Below are 14,842 nucleotides of genomic sequence, written 5' to 3'. Positions count from 1 at the left end.
GTGTCGTCAGCCGTCGTAAGTGATCTTCAGCCGGTCGGTGACCGGCCTCGCCTGACAGGCGAGGATGAGGCCGTCGGCGAGATCCTGCTCGTCGAGGACCGTGTTGGCGTCCAGGGTGACCTCGCCCTCCAGCGCCACGCAGGCGCACGCCGAGCAGGAGCCCTCCCGGCAGGAGAACGGGGCGTCCACCCCGGCGCGCAGCAGCGCGTCGAGGAGCCGCTCCGACTTCGGCCACGGCACCGTGCGGGTCTCGCCGTCCATCTCGACCTCGATCTCCCCCGCGTCGCCGTCCTCCGCCTGCTCCTCCGGCGCGTCGGGCTCCTCGAACGGGTCGCCCTCAAGGGAGAAGAACCGCTCGACGTGCACCCGCGCACCGAGGGCGGCGAGCGTCTCGGAGACCAGGTCCATGAAGATCTCGGGCCCGCACACGTACGCGGCGCGGCCGGAGTAGGGGCCCGCCAAGGACCGGACGGCGGCGGCCGTCGGCAGCCCCTGCACCGACTCCAGCAGGTGGAGGACGGTGAGCCGGTCCGGGTACCGCTCGGTCAGCTCCCTCAGCTCGTCGGCGAAGATGACCGACCGCTCGTCGCGGTTGGCGTAGAGCAGCGCCACCTTCGCCGAGCCGCCCGCCAGGCACGACTTGAGGATCGACATGACCGGGGTGATGCCGCTGCCGCCCGCGACGAGCAGGAGGTCCTCGTCCAGCGAGGGCGGCGTGAACGTCCCGGCCGGGCGCAGCACCTCCAGGACGTCGCCCGCCGTGACGTTGTCGCAGATCCAGTTGGACCCGAGACCGCCCGCGACCCGCTTCACCGTCACCTTGAGCCGGTCGTCGGTGAGCGGTGAGCTGCACAGCGAGTAGCAGCGCGCGGCCCAGCCCCCCTCGGCCGGCACCCGGACGGTGAGGAACTGCCCGGGACGGTAGGTGAACCGGCCCCGGTCGCCCTCGGCGGGTTCGAGGACGAGCGAGTGGGCGTCGGCCGTCTCGTGGACGACCTCCACCACCCGCGCCTTCAGTGCCGTCATGAGCTTTCCGCGGCCTTCCCGGCGGGCGTGCCCGCGGCGTGCAGGGCCGCGATGTAGCCGAACACGATGGCCGGGCCGATCGTGGCGCCCGGGCCCGCGTACTCGTTGCCCATCACCGACGCCGACGAGTTCCCCGTCACGTACAGGCCCTCGATGACCGAGCCGTCCTCGCGCAGGACGCGGGCGTGCTCGTCGGAGACGAGGCCGCCCTTGGTGCCGAGGTCGCCGACCTCCATCCGGAACGCGTGGTACGGCCCGCCCTCGATCACGTCGAGGTTGGGGTTCTTCAGGTTCGGGTCGCCGTAGTAGCGGTCGTAGGCGGAGTCGCCGCGGCCGAACTCGGGGTCCTTGCCCTCGCGCGCGTACCCGTTGAACGTCTCGACGGTCTCGGTCAGCGCGTCCGCCGGCACGCCGATCTTGCCGGCGAGCTCGGCGAGGGTGTCCGCCTTGAACGCGATGCCGGCCTCGTAGAACGCCTTCGGGATCGGCGCGCCGGGCAGGATCTGCGCGAACGGGTAGCGCGCCCGCGCCTTGGCGTCCATCACGAACCAGCAGGGGACGTGCCCGCCCTCAAGCTGGTCGTGGACGAAGTTGACGTACGGGGCCGACTCGTTGGTGAACCGCTTCCCGTCCTGGGAGACGATGACCGACCTCGGGATGCACCGCTCGGACAGCAGCGGGATCGTCGCCCCCGCCGGGTGCCGGACGGCGGGCATCCACCAGGCGTCGTCCATCAGGTCCAGCGCGGCGCCGACGCCCTCACCGGCGCGGATGCCGTCGCCGGTGTTCTCGCGGGCGCCCATCGCGAAGTCCTCCTGGCCGCCCTTCGGGAGGTACTTGTCGCGCATCTCCTGGTCGTGGTCGAAGCCGCCCGTCGCGAGCAGGACGCCCTTGCGCCCGCGGACGCGCAGCGTCTCGCCGTCCCGCCGGACGACGACGCCGGTGACGCGGCCGTCCTCGACGACCAGCTCGGTCATGGGGGTCTTCAGCCAGAGCGGGACGCCGGCGTCCTTCAGCGCCATCCGCAGCCGCGCGGCGAGCGCCCGGCCGCCCGTCGCCATGTGGCGGCGGCGGACCATGTTGGACGACACGCGCCACGCCGCGACCAGCGACGCGCGCCGGCCCGTCCAGGTGCGCTTGGCCATCGCGAGGTCGTGGTAGTCCTTCGCGGTGATCCACAGGCCGAGCGGGCCCTTCATGCTGTTCGGCCGCTGGTACCGCTCGTCCTCGCCGAGCTTGCGGGTGTCGAACGGCTTGGCCTCGATGGACCGGCCGAGCGGCCGCCCGCCCTCGTACTCGGGGTGGTAGTCGGCGTAGCCCTTCGTCCAGAAGAACCGCATCCACTTGCTCTTGCAGAGCAGCTCCATGGCGGCGGGTCCGTGGTCGACGAACGCGTCCAGCCGCGCCGCCGGGACGCGCCCCTCGGTGAGCCGGTCCAGGTAGGCGCGGATCGACTCGCGGCTGTCGTCGTGGCCGCGGGCCTTCAGCGTCGGGTTGTTGGGGATCCAGATCCCGCCGCCGGAGATCGCGGTGGAGCCGCCGAACTTCTTGCCCTTCTCCACGATCAGCGCCGAGAGCCCGGCGTCGTGCGCGGTCAGCGCGGCGGTCATCCCGCCGCCGCCGCTGCCGACGACGACGAGGTCGTACTCGTGGTCCCAGCCGCTCCCGGGCTCCCTGCCGCCGTCGCTCATTCCTCGTCCTTCCGGGTCAGGAACGCCAGCACGGCGCTCTCCCAGGCGGACTTCTGCTCGATCATCACCCAGTGCCCGCAGTTGGGGAAGATGTTCACCTGGACGTCGGGGATCGTGCGCATCGGCACCAGCACCATGTCGACGGGGCTGACCCGGTCGTCGCGGCCCCAGGTGATGAGGGTCTTGGCCTTGAGCTTGTGGAGCATCGCCCAGTAGGGCGGCTCGTTCGAGGCGGCCATCGCCTTGGCGCGGGCCGCCATCGCCTTCGACCCGTACATGCGTCGGGCGCTGGCGAGGGTGTCGGGGTCGGTGGCCTGCCGCCAGCGCTCCTCGATCATCTCCTCGGTGACGATCCGCGGGTCGTACACCATCGAGTTGAGCCACCGGACGAGGCCCTCGCGGGTCGGGTCGTCGGTGAACTCGGCCAGCAGCCTGATCCCCTCGCCCGGCGCGGGACTGAAGACATTGGTCCCGATCCCGCCGATGGTGACCAGCCGCCCGACGCGGCCCGGATGCCGGATCGCCACCTGCGCCGCGACGATGCCGCCCATGGAGTTGCCGACCACGTCGACCCGGTCGAGGCCGAGGCCGTCCAGGAACCGGACGACGGCGCCGCCGGCGGCCATCATCGGGTGCTCGTCGGTCGGGTCGCTGACCCCGAAGCCGGGGAACTCCAGGACCAGGCAGCGGAAGTGCTCGGCGAACCGGGCGAGGTTGCCGCGGTAGTTGCGCCAGCCGGTGACGCCGGGACCGGAGCCGTGCAGCATCAGCAGCGGCGGGCCCTCACCGGCCTCGTGGTAGCGCAGGACGCCCTGGTCGGTGGCGAGCTCGCGCAACGTCGACTCGTAGGTCAGCTCCGCAGGCATGATCTCCCAGTCCTTCGACGGTGGCTTGTCCGGAACGTAATCGGCGGGGCGGCGCGGTCACGCCGTGGATCCCGATCAGCGGGACGCGGGTCCCAGGGCGGCTCCGCGGGGGCGCGGAAGCACCCGCTTCCACTCATCGGGATCGCGGGGAGTGGCCGCGGCGGAGCGTGCCTACGTTCGAGCCCACCGGCCGCCGCTTGACCGGTGCCGGGTGGGTACCCCTTAGTGGAAATACCGCATAGTTGACCCGACCGACCGCACGCTCGCAGCCCCGAGGTGAACAGATGCCAGCCGAGCCAGCGCTCACCCCCCTGCACGACGCCGATGCGAACGACTGGCAGGCGGACGCCGCCGCGGCGCCGGAGCCGGCGGACTTCCGCAAGGCCATGGCGGAGTTCGCGACGGGCGTCACCGTCATCACCGCCCTGGACGGCGGCGAACCGGTCGGCTTCGCCTGCCAGTCGTTCGCGTCGGTCTCGCTGGACCCTCCGCTCATCCTGTTCTGCGCCGACAAGCGCGGCCGCTCGTGGCCGCGGATCCGCTCGGCGGGGCGGTTCTGCGTGAACGTGCTCGCCGAGGAGCAGCGCGAACTGTGCGAGCGGTTCGGGTCGAGCCGTGGCACCAAGTTCGAGGAGCTGGACTGGGAGGAGTCGCGGTGGGGCGCCCCCCTGCTGCCGGACGTCCTGCTCGCGGTCCACTGCGTCGTGCACGACGTGCACGAGGCCGGCGACCACGAGGTGGTGATCGGGCGGGTCCTCGCGGTGGACCGGCACGAGGTGGTCGACGGCGCGTGGCGGCGTCCGATGGTGTTCTTCCGCAGCCGGTTCGGCGTCGGCGAGCCGGACGCGCCGATCGCCCCCGACCCGTGGGGCATCGGCGACCGGTGGGGCTGGGGCTGAGGTCACTTCGGGCCCGCCGTCACATCGGGTCCGCCCGTCACATCCAGTCGCCGCGGCCGTCGACCGCGAGCAGCCGGTTCATGGTCTCCGGTGACCAGCTGGTCTCCTCGCCGGTCCGGACGGCGCGCCGGGTGCGCCCGCCGGGGCGTCCCGCGCGGGTGCCCGGGGCCGAGCCGGGGAACAGGATCTGCGACGCCTCGCGCGCGGCGGTGACGACCAGCGGCGCGACGTTCTCCAGCGGCGCCCGGATGTCGCCGGCCAGCGAGATGCCCGCGACCGGCCCCTCGGCGCCGCGGATCGCCGCGGCGACGCAGGCGATGCCCGGGTAGGACTCGCCGCGCTCGAACGCCAGGCCGCGGCGCTGCCGGATGCGGTGCAGCTCCTGGTGGAGCGTGCCCAGCTCGCCGATCGTGCGGCTGGTGAACCGGCTGATGCCCGAGCCGAGCAGCGCGTCCACCTGCTCGGGCTCCAGCCAGGCCAGCATCGCCTTGCCGAGCGCGGTGCAGTGCGCCGGGGCGCGGCCGCCGACCCGCGACGGGACGGAGGTGGCGAGCCGCCCGCCGAGCTTGTCCAGGTAGAAGACCTCGGCGCCGTCCAGGACGGCCAGGTGCGCGACGAGCCCGGTGGTGACCTGCAGCTCGTGCAGCAGCGGCGCGGCCGCCTCGCGGATCTTGCCGTGCCCGCCGTCCTGCCCGCCGAGGCCGAGGGCGCGCTGGCCGAGGCCGTAGCCGAACGAGTGGTGCGCGAGCCAGCGCTGCTTGACGAGCTGGTCCAGGATCCGGTGCGCCGTCGAGCGCGGCAGCCGGGTGCGGCGGGCCACGTCCTCCAGGGTCAGCCGGGCGGTCGGTCCGTTGAACGCGTCGAGGATCAGCGTCATCCGCTCGATCATCGACGGCGGCGACTCCCGGCGCGCGTTCGCCGTCGTCATGACGTCCCGCCGCGTCATCGACTCCGGCGCGGTCATGGCCTCCGGCGTCGCTGCCTCCGGCGTCATGGCCTCGGTCATCGCACCTCCCAGAACATGACTGAAATGAATTCTTGTTACCTGGAATGTAGCAACCGCTTGCTCCCAGCGGAAGAGGGGTCGTAAGACCAGGTCAGCCGGAGCATATGAGACCGGGACCGCGCCCCAGGTCGGACCGGAGGCCGTGATAGAACGTTTTTCTGCCAACGAGGGGAGCAGCGATGCGTGTCGGGATCGTCACGCCGGTGGCGGCCCAGCCGCCCGGCCATGCCGCCTGGGAGCGGGACGCGGGCGTCGAGGAGATCGGCCTGATCGCCGCGACCGCCGACCGGCTCGGCTACCACCACCTGACGTGCAGCGAGCACGTAGCCGTCCCGGCGGAGGCCGCCGAGCAGCGCGGCGGCGTCTACTGGGACCCGCTCGCCACCTTCGGCTACCTCGCCGCCCGCACGTCCCGGATCCGGCTCGCCACGCAGGTGCTCGTGCTCGGCTACCACCATCCGCTCGCCATCGCCAAGCGCTACGGCACGCTCGACAGGATCAGCGGCGGGCGGCTCACGCTCGGCCTCGGCGTCGGCAGCCTGGAGGAGGAGTTCGACCTGCTGGGCGCGCCGTTCGCCGGCCGCGGGGCGCGCGCCGACGACGCGCTGGCCGCGCTCCGGGCGTCCCTGTCGCGGCGGACGCCGGAGTACCGCGGCGAGCACTACGCCTACTCGGGGCTGGTGGTGGAGCCGCACGCCGTCCAGGAGCGCGTGCCGCTGTGGATCGGCGGCCGCTCCGGCCGCTCCCTGCGCCGCGCGCTGACCGCCGACGGCTGGGTCCCGTTCGGCCTGCCGCTGCGCACGCTCGCCGGGATGCTCGCGGACGCCGACGTGCCGCCCGGCTTCGACGTGGTGCTCGCGCCGACGCGCCCGCTGGACCCGATCGGCGCGCCGGAAGCGTCCGGGACGGCGCTCGCCCGGCTGCGCGAGGCGGGCGCGACGATCGCCGGCGTCCGGATGGACTCGCGGTCGGCCGCGCACTACTGCGAGCAGCTCGCCGCCCTCCGTGCGCTGGCCGCCGACTACGACCTGGCCTTCGGGGAGGAAGCGTGAGCGTCGAAGCCCGCCTGGCCGCCCTCGAGGAGCGCCTGCGCGCCCTGGAGGACGAGCGCGAGATCACCCGGCTGATCCTGTCGTACGGCCCGCTGGTCGACAGCGGCTGCGCGTCCGAGGTCGCCGCGTTGTGGGAGCCGGACGGCGTCTACGACGTCGACGAGCTGATGATGGCCGGCGGCCCGGAGATCGAGGCGATGGTCCGCTCCGACGGCCACCAGCGTTGGATCTCCGGCGGGTGCGCGCACGTCGTCGGGCCGCCGCACGTGACCGTCTCCGGCGACGAGGCCACCGCCGTCGGCTACACCCTCATGATCGTCAAGCGGCCGGACGGCTTCGTCCTGCGCCGCGCGACCGCCAACCACTGGCGCCTGCGCCGCACCCCGTCCGGCTGGCGCGCCGTCACCCGCACCAACCGCGTCCTCGACGGCCGCGAGGAGTCCCCCGACCTGCTCGCCTCACACTTCCCGGGCGCCGTCCGCCACCGCTGACCGCCCCGGGGGAAGCCGCTTTACCCGCCCGGCGATGACATCATGCAGTAGCATTCCGATTACTTAGAGCAGGGGTTCCGAAGCGCCGCTCGAGCCGTACTCGAGCTTGATCGAACATACTTTCGACAGACCCGGAGAGGTGGCGGGCTTGAGCCGCGGACATACACTGGTCGACGTGACGGCTCCTGCGCCCCTTCGCGGTCCGGCGGCGGCCATCGCCTACCTTCTGGCGTCCGCCCGAGCCCACGGCATGCGCGTGAACCGCACCAAGCTCACCAAGCTCCTCTACCTGGCCGATCTGCGAGCCGTCGAGCACGGCCTGCCGCCGGGCTCCGGCGTGGAGTGGAGATGGCGGCACTACGGGCCGCACAGCCTCCGCCTCAAGGAGATCGAGCGCGACCTGCAAGACGCCGGGCACGTGCAGGTCGAAGGCACCGTCGATCCCTTCACCGGGAACTGCGAGTACACCATCCACCTGATGGACGCCCCGCAGACCGTCGTCGACGCCGCGTTCACCAGGATCGTGGACAGCGTCCTCGACGATTTCGGAGACTGGTCCGCGAGCCAGCTCCGCGACCTCACGTACCAGACGCCCCCCATGCAGGAGGCCGCGAAGCGCGGCAAGCGCGAGGTGCGGCTCGACCTCTCCGGCGGAGCGCCCTTCCCGGACCTCGGCCCAGGGCTCGCCCACCTGCGCGACTGGGCCGCGCGCAACCCCCTCCCCGCGGACGAGCCGGGCGGCACCGACGACCTCGCCGAGGAACTGGACGACCTCGCCGAGCACCGCGCCGACGCCACGCGGCGCTACCTGGACGAGTGATGCCCGGCCCTTACCTGGCCGGCGGCATCTACCTCGTCCCCGACAAGACGCTGCGTCTCATCCCCGAGGAGGGCAGGGAGGTCCACGACGAGCGCCGTCCCGTGGTGGTGGTCACCGGCGGCGAGACCAACGGTGACGCCGACTGGCCCTTCGTCCTCATCTGCCCCGTCTCCGGCTCGACACGGCGCCGCACCCGTTTCGACGTGCAGCTCTCCAAGGGCCAGGGCGGTGCCACCAAGAAGTGCTGGATCCGCGTGCCCGCCGTCCAACCGCTCATGAAGGACGTTCTGGAAGATCGCACGGGCGTCCTGGACGAGGACCTGCTGACCCAGGTCCAGGGACGGCTCGCGCAGTATCTCGGGCTGCTCGGCTGATGCGGGCGGACGTCAGGGCGTGATGCCCATGGTGGAGACGATCCTTTCCGCCAGCTCCCGGTCGCCCTCGGTGCGGACGGTCACGTCGGCGGCGGTGCAGCGGCCGGCGGTCAGCCGGACGTAGGTCTCCCAGTCCATGGCGAGCCGCGCCGACGGGGACTCCGGAACGTCCGACCACGTGCCGCGGCCGTCGTCGCCGACCGTGACGGCGACCTCGAAGTCGGGCGGGCCGGAGATCGCGAAGACGGCGCTCCGGCCGGGGACGCCCTCCGCGGCGCGGGAGGCGATGCGGGGCAGGGCGCGGCTCAGCAGCTCCCAGAAGCACCGCGCCGCCGGGGCGTCGAGGTTGCCGGGACGGCCGACCGCGCGGCGGACGTCCTGCTCGTGCGTCCAGCAGTCCATGGCGCGGAACATCATGAACCGCGTGTAGGGGCCCTGCTTGCCGTCCGGGCACATCAGGACGCGGTCGGGGTCCTCCCCGGCCACCTGCACGAGGCGCCGTTCGAGCGCGCCGGCCAGCTCCGCCGCCACCTGCGGGCCGGGGACGGGACGCCGCGCGTGCACCGCGGCCTCCAGGTAGCGGGCGAAGTCGTTGCGGACGTGGCCGAGCTCCGGCACCTCGACGGGCTGGGCGGGATCGCCGAGCAGGTCGCGCTCCACCCCGACGAGGTGGGCGAACTGGTCCTTGACCGTCCAGCCGGGACATTCGGTGGGGCGGTCCCAGTCGTCCTCGGCGAGCGTCGCGGCGAGCGCGAGAGAGGAACGGATCGTCTGCTCGTAGGCGGCGCAGTTGGCGCGCATCTCGTCGTTCATGTCGGCCCCTCCATCGGCCGCCCGAGCCGCGCGGCCGGGCGTTCGGCGCGTTGCCGACGATGGTGGCACAGGCGGCGTCCCGCCCCGCGTCCGGGTGCGCCACCGGGCGGCGGAACCGGGTATTGCGCGGAGATCATTTATAAGTGATCATGGTCGCGTGGCCACGGCCGACCGGTAACCCAGTTCCCGGGAAAGGACGCCTGTCGTGATTTTCGCTTCAGTGGGGCTGATAATGGTCGGCGTCGTCGGTGTGCTCAACCTGGCGATTCTCCTCACCATGCTCCGGCGGTGGCGGGAACTGGCCGAGACGGGCGGGGTCCCCGCCGCCGGAGCCGCCTCCACCGTCCGGATGATCGATCGGATTCCCGCCTTCTCGGCCCGCGCCCTCGACGGCACCGCCGTGACGGAGCGGACCCTGCTCGGGACCGAGACCCTGGTCGGCTTCTTCTCCCTGACCTGCAAGGCCTGCGCCGACGCCGTGCCCCTCTTCGCCGAGCACGCCGAGCGGCTGCGGGCCACCGGGGGGTCCTCCCTGGCGATCGTCCACGGAGACGGCTCGGCCGGAAGCGACCTGGCCGCGGCGCTGAGCGAGGTGATGGACATCGTGATCGCCGAGGACGCGAAAGCCGAACTGTCACGGCGGTACGGAGCCAAGAATTACCCGACCTACGCTTGGTACAACGCCAACGGAATAGTGACGTCGGCAGGCGCGGGCATCGCCGCCATGCGCACCGAACTGGTCACTTCATAGCGCGCCGGAAAAGCCGCTACCTAATGCCCCGCGGGCCCGGCCCGCCGCGTATCACCCGTTCTCGGCGGTACTCGGCCCGTGCGCGGAAACAGATCCCCCCACCCCAAGGAGGAACCATGCTCCAGAGCGTGACCCGGCGCGTCACCCGCGCCATCGAGGTGCTGCTTCCCGCGGCCGACGCCGACGCCGGCTGCCCGCCGGACTCCTGGATGGAGTACAAGTACATCAACGGCATCTGCTTCGGCCGCACCTGCTCGGTCAGCGGCGACTGCAAGACCCACTGCGGCACCTGGTACAGCTACAGCAGCAACTACTGCTGATGCCCCGCAGGCCGGTATGACACCTGTCTGACGCCGGTGCGGCCGCCCTCGGGCGAGAGCGGCCGCACCGGCCCCGGTGCTACCCGGCCCCGCCTCGGCCCAGCCCTCGTCCAGGAGCCCCCGTGCTGTTCGTATCGTTCGCCTGCCGCCTCACCCTGATGGCGGTGTTGACGCTGGCGGCGGTGGCCAAGCTCCGCACACCGGGCGTCTTCGCCGCCTCACTGGAAGGCCTCGCCTTCGTTCCCGCGCGGCTGCGCCGCCCGCTGGCCGTGCTCGTCCCGGCAGCCGAACTGCTCATCGCGCTGCTGCTGGCCCTGCCCGCCACCGTCACCACCGGCTTCCTCGCCGCCGCGCTGTTCTGCTGCGGCCTGACGGCAGTCCCGGTCCTCGTCGTCGCCCGCGGGCAGAAGGTGGAGTGCGCCTGCTTCGGAGCGGCCAAGGCGCCCATGGACGGCTGGCACATCGCACGCAACGCGGTGCTGCTGGCCGCGGCATGCGCGGGCTCGTCCGTGGCGATGACCCGCGGCGGCGGCGTCCCCGGCGAGGCGCCGGGGATCGCGCTGGCCGCGGTCTCGGCGGGCCTGCTCACCACCCTCACCGTCTTCGTCGACGACATCGCCGCCCTCTTCCGGTCCCCGGTCGCGGCGGGGAACCGCGGCCGGTGAGGCGCCGGAACCGGAAAGGACATCCGTGGAACTCCTCATCGCAGGGCTCGTCCTGGTCGCGGTGCTCACCGCGCTGAACCTCGCGCTCACCGCGGCCGTGGTGCGCCGCTGGCGGGCCGGGCCGGACGCTCCGCCGGGCGCCGGCCACCACGGCCGCTCCGGCGGGGAGCCGGAACTGGGCATCGCGCCCGGCGACCGGATGCCGGAGTTCCGCGCGACCGCCGCCGACGGCGCGACGCTCACCAGGGACGGGCTGGCGGGCCGTCCGGCGCTGATCGCCTTCCTGTCCCTGGACTGCCCCGGCTGCGACGACAGCGTGCCAGGGTTCGCCGAGCACGCGCGCCTGGTCCGGGACGCGGGCGGGCGGGTGCTGGCCACGGTGGTCGGCGCCGACGCGGCCGGCAGCGACCTGGCCGCCCGGCTCGCCGGCGTCGCCGACCACGTGGTGCCCGAGTTCCTCGACGCGCCGCTCGGCGCCGCCTTCGGCGTCCGCTACTACCCCGGCTTCGCGCACTACGGCCCGGACGGGATCGCCACCGCCGCCAGCGTCGGCCTGCGCGGACTGGACGAGCCCCTGCGGCCCTCGACACCGTGAGCGGCGACGACGACGTGACGGGGCCCGGTGTCTCCGTCCTCCGCGGTATGAAGGCGGCCTACGCGCTCGCTTGGCGGGCATGCCCCGGCATGCTGCTCCTCCAGTTCGCCATGGCGGTGACCGGCGGCGCGGCGCCGGTGGCGACCGCCTGGCTGACCAAGGTCGCGCTGGACGAGCTCACCGCCGCGCATCCCCGCATGGGGGCGCTGCTGTGGACGGCGGCCGGCATCGGGGCCGTCGGTGTCGCGACGGCCGCCGCCTCGGCCGTCACCGCCTACGCGCAGGGACGCGCCCGGCGCGCCATCGGCCTGCTCTCCCAGGACCGCCTGTTCGACGCGGTCAACCGGATGAACGGGTTGTCGCGCCTCGAGGAACCGCGCTTCCACGACCGGCTGCGGCTGGCCCAGCAGTCCGCCGAGCACGCCCCCGACCAGCTGGTGCAGATGGGCCTGTCCACCCTGCGGGGCACCCTCGGCATCACCGGGTTCCTGGGCACCCTCGTGGCGATCAACCCGATCATGGCGGGCGCCGCGCTGGTGGCGGCCGCGCCCGCGCTGCTCGCCCACCTGGGGCTGAGCCGGCGGCGGGCCGGGCTGCTCTGGCACGTGAGCCCCGGTCTGCGGCGCAAGCTCTTCTACCAGATGCTGCTGACGGACCTGCAGGCCGCCAAGGAGGTCCGCCTGTTCGGGCTGGGAGGCTTCCTGCACGGCCGGATGCTCACCGAACTGCGCGCGGCCAACGGTGCCGAGGACCGGCTGGAGCGCAGCGTCGTGCGCGTCCAGGTCCTCCTCGCCGCCCTCGGTGCGCTGCTGGCGGCCGGGGGCCTGCTCTGGGCCGTGCACGCCGCGGCCGTCAGGACGATCAGCATCGGCGACGTGTCGGTCTTCATCGCGTCCCTGGCCGGCGTCCAGTCCGGTCTCCTGGCCCTGGTGGAGGGCATCGCCCAGGGGCACCAGTCGGCCCTGGTCTTCAACCACTACATGACGGTGGTCGGGATCGGCGACGACCTGGCCGAGCCCTCGCGGCCCCGCAAGCTCGCCCCGCTGACGCGTTCCATCGAGCTGCGCGATGTGTGGTTCCGCTACAGCGAGGACTCCCCGTGGGTGCTGCGCGGGCTGAACCTGACCGTCCCGCACGGCACCAGCCTGGCCGTGGTCGGCCTCAACGGCGCCGGCAAGAGCACCCTCGTCAAGCTGCTGTGCCGCCTTTACGATCCGGAGCGCGGCGCCGTGCTGTGGGACGGGGTGGACGTCCGCGACGTCCCCGTGGAGCAGTTGCGGCAGCGGATCGGGGCGGTGTTCCAGGACTACATGGACTACGACCTCACCGCCGCCGAGAACATCGGGCTCGGGGACCTGGAGGCGATCGGCGATCCCGACCGGATCCGGGTCGCCGCCGAGCGCGCCGGCGTCCACGAGACCGTCGAGCGGCTGCCGGCCGGCTACCGGACGATGCTGAGCAGGCTGTTCCACGCGGGGGACGAGGACGGCGACGAGGAGGAGGCCGCGCGGACGAGCGGGGTCCGCCTCTCCGGCGGGCAGTGGCAGCGCCTGGCGCTGGCCCGCGGGCTGATGCGCCAGGGCCGCGACCTCATGATCCTGGACGAGCCCAGCTCCGGTCTCGACGCGGTGGCCGAGCGGCAGGTCCACGACCGGCTGCGGGAGATGCGCGCGGGCGCCACGAGCATCCTGGTCTCGCACCGGCTCAGCGCCGTCCGCCAGGCCGACCGGATCGTCGTCGTGCAGGACGGCCGCATCCTGGAGAGCGGGGACCACGCGTCCCTCATCGCGGCCCCCGGCGGGGTCTACGCCCGGCTCTTCCGCAGCCAGGCGGAGGGCTACCAGGAGGACGTGCCCGCCGTGCGGGAGGGCGCGGCCCCGCCCGAGGTGCCGGGAGACGCCGTGCCGCCCGAGGTGCCGGGAGACGCCGTGCCGCCCGCGGTGACCGCCGGATGAGCCGGGCTCTCGGCCGGGCCGTGCTCCCGGCTCTGGTGGCCGGGGCCGCGGCGCTGGCGGCCCGGCACCTGCTGTCCACCGTCACCGTGCGGGGCGGCAGCATGACCCCGACCCTCCACCCCGGTGACGTGCTGCTGGTGCTGCGCCACCGCCGCCGGGCCCGGCCCGGCCGGATCGTGGTCGTCCAGCGGCCCGACCGGCACGCGGGGTGGCGCGGCCCTGCGGCCCCCTCCGGCGGCGCCGGGTGGTACGTCAAGCGGGTCGTCGCGGCGCCCGGGGACCCGGTACCGGCCTGGGTGGCGGGGGACCTGCCCGGCCGCGTGCCGCCGGGCATGCTCGTGCTGCGCGGAGACCACCCCCGCTCGGAGGACTCCAAGCAGTGGGGCCTGTGCCCGGCGGACCGGATGTACGGGGTGGTGCTGATGCGGCTGCGCACCGGCGGGAGGGTCGGCTAGCGAACGCGGTCTCGGCCGGAGTGCCGGCCGGGGCGCCCCGCCGACCTGGCCTGGAGCACCGGCCCGCCGGGGCGCCCTCGAAGGAATCCTCGAGTTGCCCGCGTCAGGCGTTGAGGGCGGCGCCGATGACGGCGGCGTAGGCGGCCTCTCCCTGCGCGTTCGGGTGGAGGGGCGCGGCGGAGTGGACGGGGACGTAGCCCTCGACCCAGCGGGCGGACGCCGACTGGCAGGCGTCATGGCCGGCGCTGGGCGTGACCAGGTCGATGTAGGTGCCGCCGTGGGCGGTCGTCTGCTGGCGGATCACATCGTTCATGGCGTTCACGGAGCCCTGGAGGAAGTTGGCGTCCGTGGGCAGCACCGGCTGGACGGGCCAGCAGCCGTTCCGCTTGATGTAGAGGCCGTAGCCGGTGACGACGATCCGGGCCTGCGGGGAGCGGGCGCGGATGCCGTCCAGGACGGCGGAGAGCTTCGGGCCGAGGTCGCTGGTGCGCTGGGCCACCTCGTCCTCGAACTTGCCCTTGCACGGGGTGGCGGTGGGGTCGAGGGTGGCGCAGTCCTGGGCGATGCCGACGAGGCCGACGTCGTTGCCGCCGATGGTGAGGGTGACCAGTGCGGTGGACGCGGTGAGCGCGTCGAACTGCGGCGGGACGGTCCCGGTGTCGACGCCGCCGACGCTCGTGCTCTGCGACTGCGTCATGTGGGTGGTCTTGGCGCCACTGCAGGTGACGTCCCGGAGGCTCGCGCCGATCTTGGACGCCAGTTCGTGCGCGTAGTTGTGGGTGGAGCGCCCGCAGCCGATCGGACCGGTGATGTCGGGGATGAGCGGGCCGGAGGCCATCGAGTCGCCGAGCGCGACGTACTCCACCGCGGCCGCCGACGCGGGCACGGCCGTCCCGCCGAGAGCCGCCCCCGCCAGAACGAGCGCGCCCGCCGCGCTCCTGACGACCCGGCCCTTGCGGGCCCTGCCTTCGACGACCAGGCCCTTGCCGGCCCTGCCTCTGGGGACCACGCCAGTGAACGGACGGCCGTTGAACAGACGCTTCATGAGCTGACTCCCGGCGCC

Annotated in this window: 17 protein-coding genes; 11 read left to right on the top strand and 6 right to left on the bottom strand. The window is 73.3% G+C overall.

The window, feature by feature from the left end; all coding sequences use genetic code 11:
- Positions 1–6 precede the first annotated feature (6 nt).
- The 3 genes from ABWI07_RS02465 to ABWI07_RS02455 are packed head-to-tail and all read right to left on the bottom strand — an operon-like array spanning position 7 to position 3,583.
- Positions 7–1,026: a ferredoxin--NADP reductase gene (locus tag ABWI07_RS02465; RefSeq protein WP_149262507.1), complete on the bottom strand. Its 1,020-nt coding sequence runs from the start codon at positions 1,024–1,026 to the stop codon at positions 7–9.
- Entirely contained in the window at positions 1,023–2,717 is a 1,695-nt protein-coding gene (locus ABWI07_RS02460; protein ID WP_149262506.1) for an FAD-binding protein, read from the bottom strand. The genes ABWI07_RS02465 and ABWI07_RS02460 overlap by 4 nt, the downstream gene beginning before the upstream one ends.
- A complete protein-coding gene (locus ABWI07_RS02455) occupies positions 2,714–3,583 on the bottom strand; it encodes an alpha/beta fold hydrolase (RefSeq protein ID WP_149262505.1) in 870 nt (289 codons plus the stop codon). Before ABWI07_RS02455 ends, ABWI07_RS02460 begins: the two co-directional genes overlap by 4 nt.
- A gap of 284 nt (positions 3,584–3,867) precedes the next feature.
- Here ABWI07_RS02455 and ABWI07_RS02450 point away from each other — a divergent pair, with 284 nt between their 5' ends.
- Positions 3,868–4,482, top strand: a complete 615-nt coding sequence (locus tag ABWI07_RS02450; protein ID WP_149262504.1) for a flavin reductase family protein — start codon at positions 3,868–3,870, stop codon at positions 4,480–4,482.
- 37 nt (positions 4,483–4,519) lie between these two features.
- Here ABWI07_RS02450 and ABWI07_RS02445 read toward each other — a convergent pair whose 3' ends face one another.
- Complete coding sequence (locus ABWI07_RS02445; protein ID WP_353817453.1) at positions 4,520–5,488, bottom strand: IclR family transcriptional regulator; 969 nt, start codon at positions 5,486–5,488, stop codon at positions 4,520–4,522.
- 179 nt (positions 5,489–5,667) lie between these two features.
- Between ABWI07_RS02445 and ABWI07_RS02440 the strand changes: the two genes are divergently transcribed.
- The 4 genes from ABWI07_RS02440 (at position 5,668) to ABWI07_RS02425 (ending at position 8,225) form a co-directional block, all read left to right on the top strand.
- Complete coding sequence (locus ABWI07_RS02440; RefSeq protein ID WP_353817452.1) at positions 5,668–6,540, top strand: TIGR03619 family F420-dependent LLM class oxidoreductase; 873 nt, start codon at positions 5,668–5,670, stop codon at positions 6,538–6,540.
- On the top strand, positions 6,537–7,031 hold the full coding sequence (locus tag ABWI07_RS02435) for a nuclear transport factor 2 family protein (protein ID WP_149262502.1): 495 nt from the start codon (positions 6,537–6,539) through the stop codon (positions 7,029–7,031). Before ABWI07_RS02440 ends, ABWI07_RS02435 begins: the two co-directional genes overlap by 4 nt.
- Before the next feature lie 175 nt (positions 7,032–7,206).
- Positions 7,207–7,851: a type II toxin-antitoxin system antitoxin SocA domain-containing protein gene (locus tag ABWI07_RS02430; RefSeq protein WP_353817451.1), complete on the top strand. Its 645-nt coding sequence runs from the start codon at positions 7,207–7,209 to the stop codon at positions 7,849–7,851.
- Positions 7,851–8,225, top strand: a complete 375-nt coding sequence (locus tag ABWI07_RS02425) for a type II toxin-antitoxin system PemK/MazF family toxin (RefSeq protein ID WP_160161077.1) — start codon at positions 7,851–7,853, stop codon at positions 8,223–8,225. Before ABWI07_RS02430 ends, ABWI07_RS02425 begins: the two co-directional genes overlap by 1 nt.
- 12 nt (positions 8,226–8,237) lie before the next feature.
- On the opposite strand, the gene ABWI07_RS02420 is transcribed toward ABWI07_RS02425, so the two are convergent.
- Entirely contained in the window at positions 8,238–9,038 is an 801-nt protein-coding gene (locus ABWI07_RS02420; RefSeq protein WP_353817449.1) for a maleylpyruvate isomerase family mycothiol-dependent enzyme, read from the bottom strand.
- Between the two features lie 220 nt (positions 9,039–9,258).
- On the opposite strand from ABWI07_RS02420, the gene ABWI07_RS02415 reads away from it, so the two are divergent.
- From ABWI07_RS02415 to ABWI07_RS02390, 6 genes are all read left to right on the top strand, one after another.
- Complete coding sequence (locus ABWI07_RS02415; RefSeq protein WP_149262500.1) at positions 9,259–9,789, top strand: redoxin domain-containing protein; 531 nt, start codon at positions 9,259–9,261, stop codon at positions 9,787–9,789.
- Between the two features lie 116 nt (positions 9,790–9,905).
- Positions 9,906–10,109, top strand: coding sequence for a hypothetical protein (locus tag ABWI07_RS02410; protein ID WP_149262499.1), 204 nt, complete (start codon positions 9,906–9,908; stop codon positions 10,107–10,109).
- 122 nt (positions 10,110–10,231) lie between these two features.
- Positions 10,232–10,774, top strand: a complete 543-nt coding sequence (locus ABWI07_RS02405) for a MauE/DoxX family redox-associated membrane protein (RefSeq protein ID WP_149262498.1) — start codon at positions 10,232–10,234, stop codon at positions 10,772–10,774.
- A 25-nt stretch (positions 10,775–10,799) separates the two neighbouring features.
- Positions 10,800–11,369 (top strand): redoxin family protein, encoded by a 570-nt coding sequence (locus ABWI07_RS02400; RefSeq protein ID WP_353817446.1) that lies wholly within the window; start codon positions 10,800–10,802, stop codon positions 11,367–11,369.
- Positions 11,366–13,324, top strand: a complete 1,959-nt coding sequence (locus ABWI07_RS02395; protein WP_353817445.1) for an ABC transporter ATP-binding protein — start codon at positions 11,366–11,368, stop codon at positions 13,322–13,324. The genes ABWI07_RS02400 and ABWI07_RS02395 overlap by 4 nt, the downstream gene beginning before the upstream one ends.
- A complete protein-coding gene (locus ABWI07_RS02390; protein ID WP_353817444.1) occupies positions 13,321–13,779 on the top strand; it encodes a S26 family signal peptidase in 459 nt (152 codons plus the stop codon). The genes ABWI07_RS02395 and ABWI07_RS02390 overlap by 4 nt, the downstream gene beginning before the upstream one ends.
- Positions 13,780–13,882: 103 nt before the next feature.
- Here the strand turns inward: ABWI07_RS02390 and ABWI07_RS02385 are convergent, their stop codons facing one another.
- The gene (locus tag ABWI07_RS02385) at positions 13,883–14,824 is read right to left on the bottom strand and encodes an SGNH/GDSL hydrolase family protein (protein WP_149262495.1); all 942 of its coding nucleotides are present in this window, start codon (positions 14,822–14,824) and stop codon (positions 13,883–13,885) included.
- Positions 14,825–14,842: the final 18 nt, after the last annotated feature.

Origin of the sequence: Actinomadura sp. NPDC000600 (assembly GCF_040492135.1) — a bacterium.
Lineage (GTDB): Bacteria > Actinomycetota > Actinomycetes > Streptosporangiales > Streptosporangiaceae > Spirillospora.
Note: the sequence above shows the minus strand (reverse complement) of the source record. Positions and strands in the feature narration are given on the sequence as shown.

Bases quoted from the DNA above. Each gene is read 5' to 3' on its own strand.
- ABWI07_RS02465 (WP_149262507.1), bottom strand. From the start codon at position 1,026: ATGACGGCACTGAAGGCGCGGGTGGTGGAGGTCGTCCACGAGACGGCC.
- ABWI07_RS02460 (WP_149262506.1), bottom strand. From the start codon at position 2,717: ATGAGCGACGGCGGCAGGGAGCCCGGGAGCGGCTGGGACCACGAGTAC.
- ABWI07_RS02455 (WP_149262505.1), bottom strand. From the start codon at position 3,583: ATGCCTGCGGAGCTGACCTACGAGTCGACGTTGCGCGAGCTCGCCACC.
- ABWI07_RS02450 (WP_149262504.1), top strand. From the start codon at position 3,868: ATGCCAGCCGAGCCAGCGCTCACCCCCCTGCACGACGCCGATGCGAAC.
- ABWI07_RS02445 (WP_353817453.1), bottom strand. From the start codon at position 5,488: ATGACCGAGGCCATGACGCCGGAGGCAGCGACGCCGGAGGCCATGACC.
- ABWI07_RS02440 (WP_353817452.1), top strand. From the start codon at position 5,668: ATGCGTGTCGGGATCGTCACGCCGGTGGCGGCCCAGCCGCCCGGCCAT.
- ABWI07_RS02425 (WP_160161077.1), top strand. From the start codon at position 7,851: ATGCCCGGCCCTTACCTGGCCGGCGGCATCTACCTCGTCCCCGACAAG.
- ABWI07_RS02420 (WP_353817449.1), bottom strand. From the start codon at position 9,038: ATGAACGACGAGATGCGCGCCAACTGCGCCGCCTACGAGCAGACGATC.
- ABWI07_RS02410 (WP_149262499.1), top strand. From the start codon at position 9,906: ATGCTCCAGAGCGTGACCCGGCGCGTCACCCGCGCCATCGAGGTGCTG.
- ABWI07_RS02390 (WP_353817444.1), top strand. From the start codon at position 13,321: ATGAGCCGGGCTCTCGGCCGGGCCGTGCTCCCGGCTCTGGTGGCCGGG.
- ABWI07_RS02385 (WP_149262495.1), bottom strand. From the start codon at position 14,824: ATGAAGCGTCTGTTCAACGGCCGTCCGTTCACTGGCGTGGTCCCCAGA.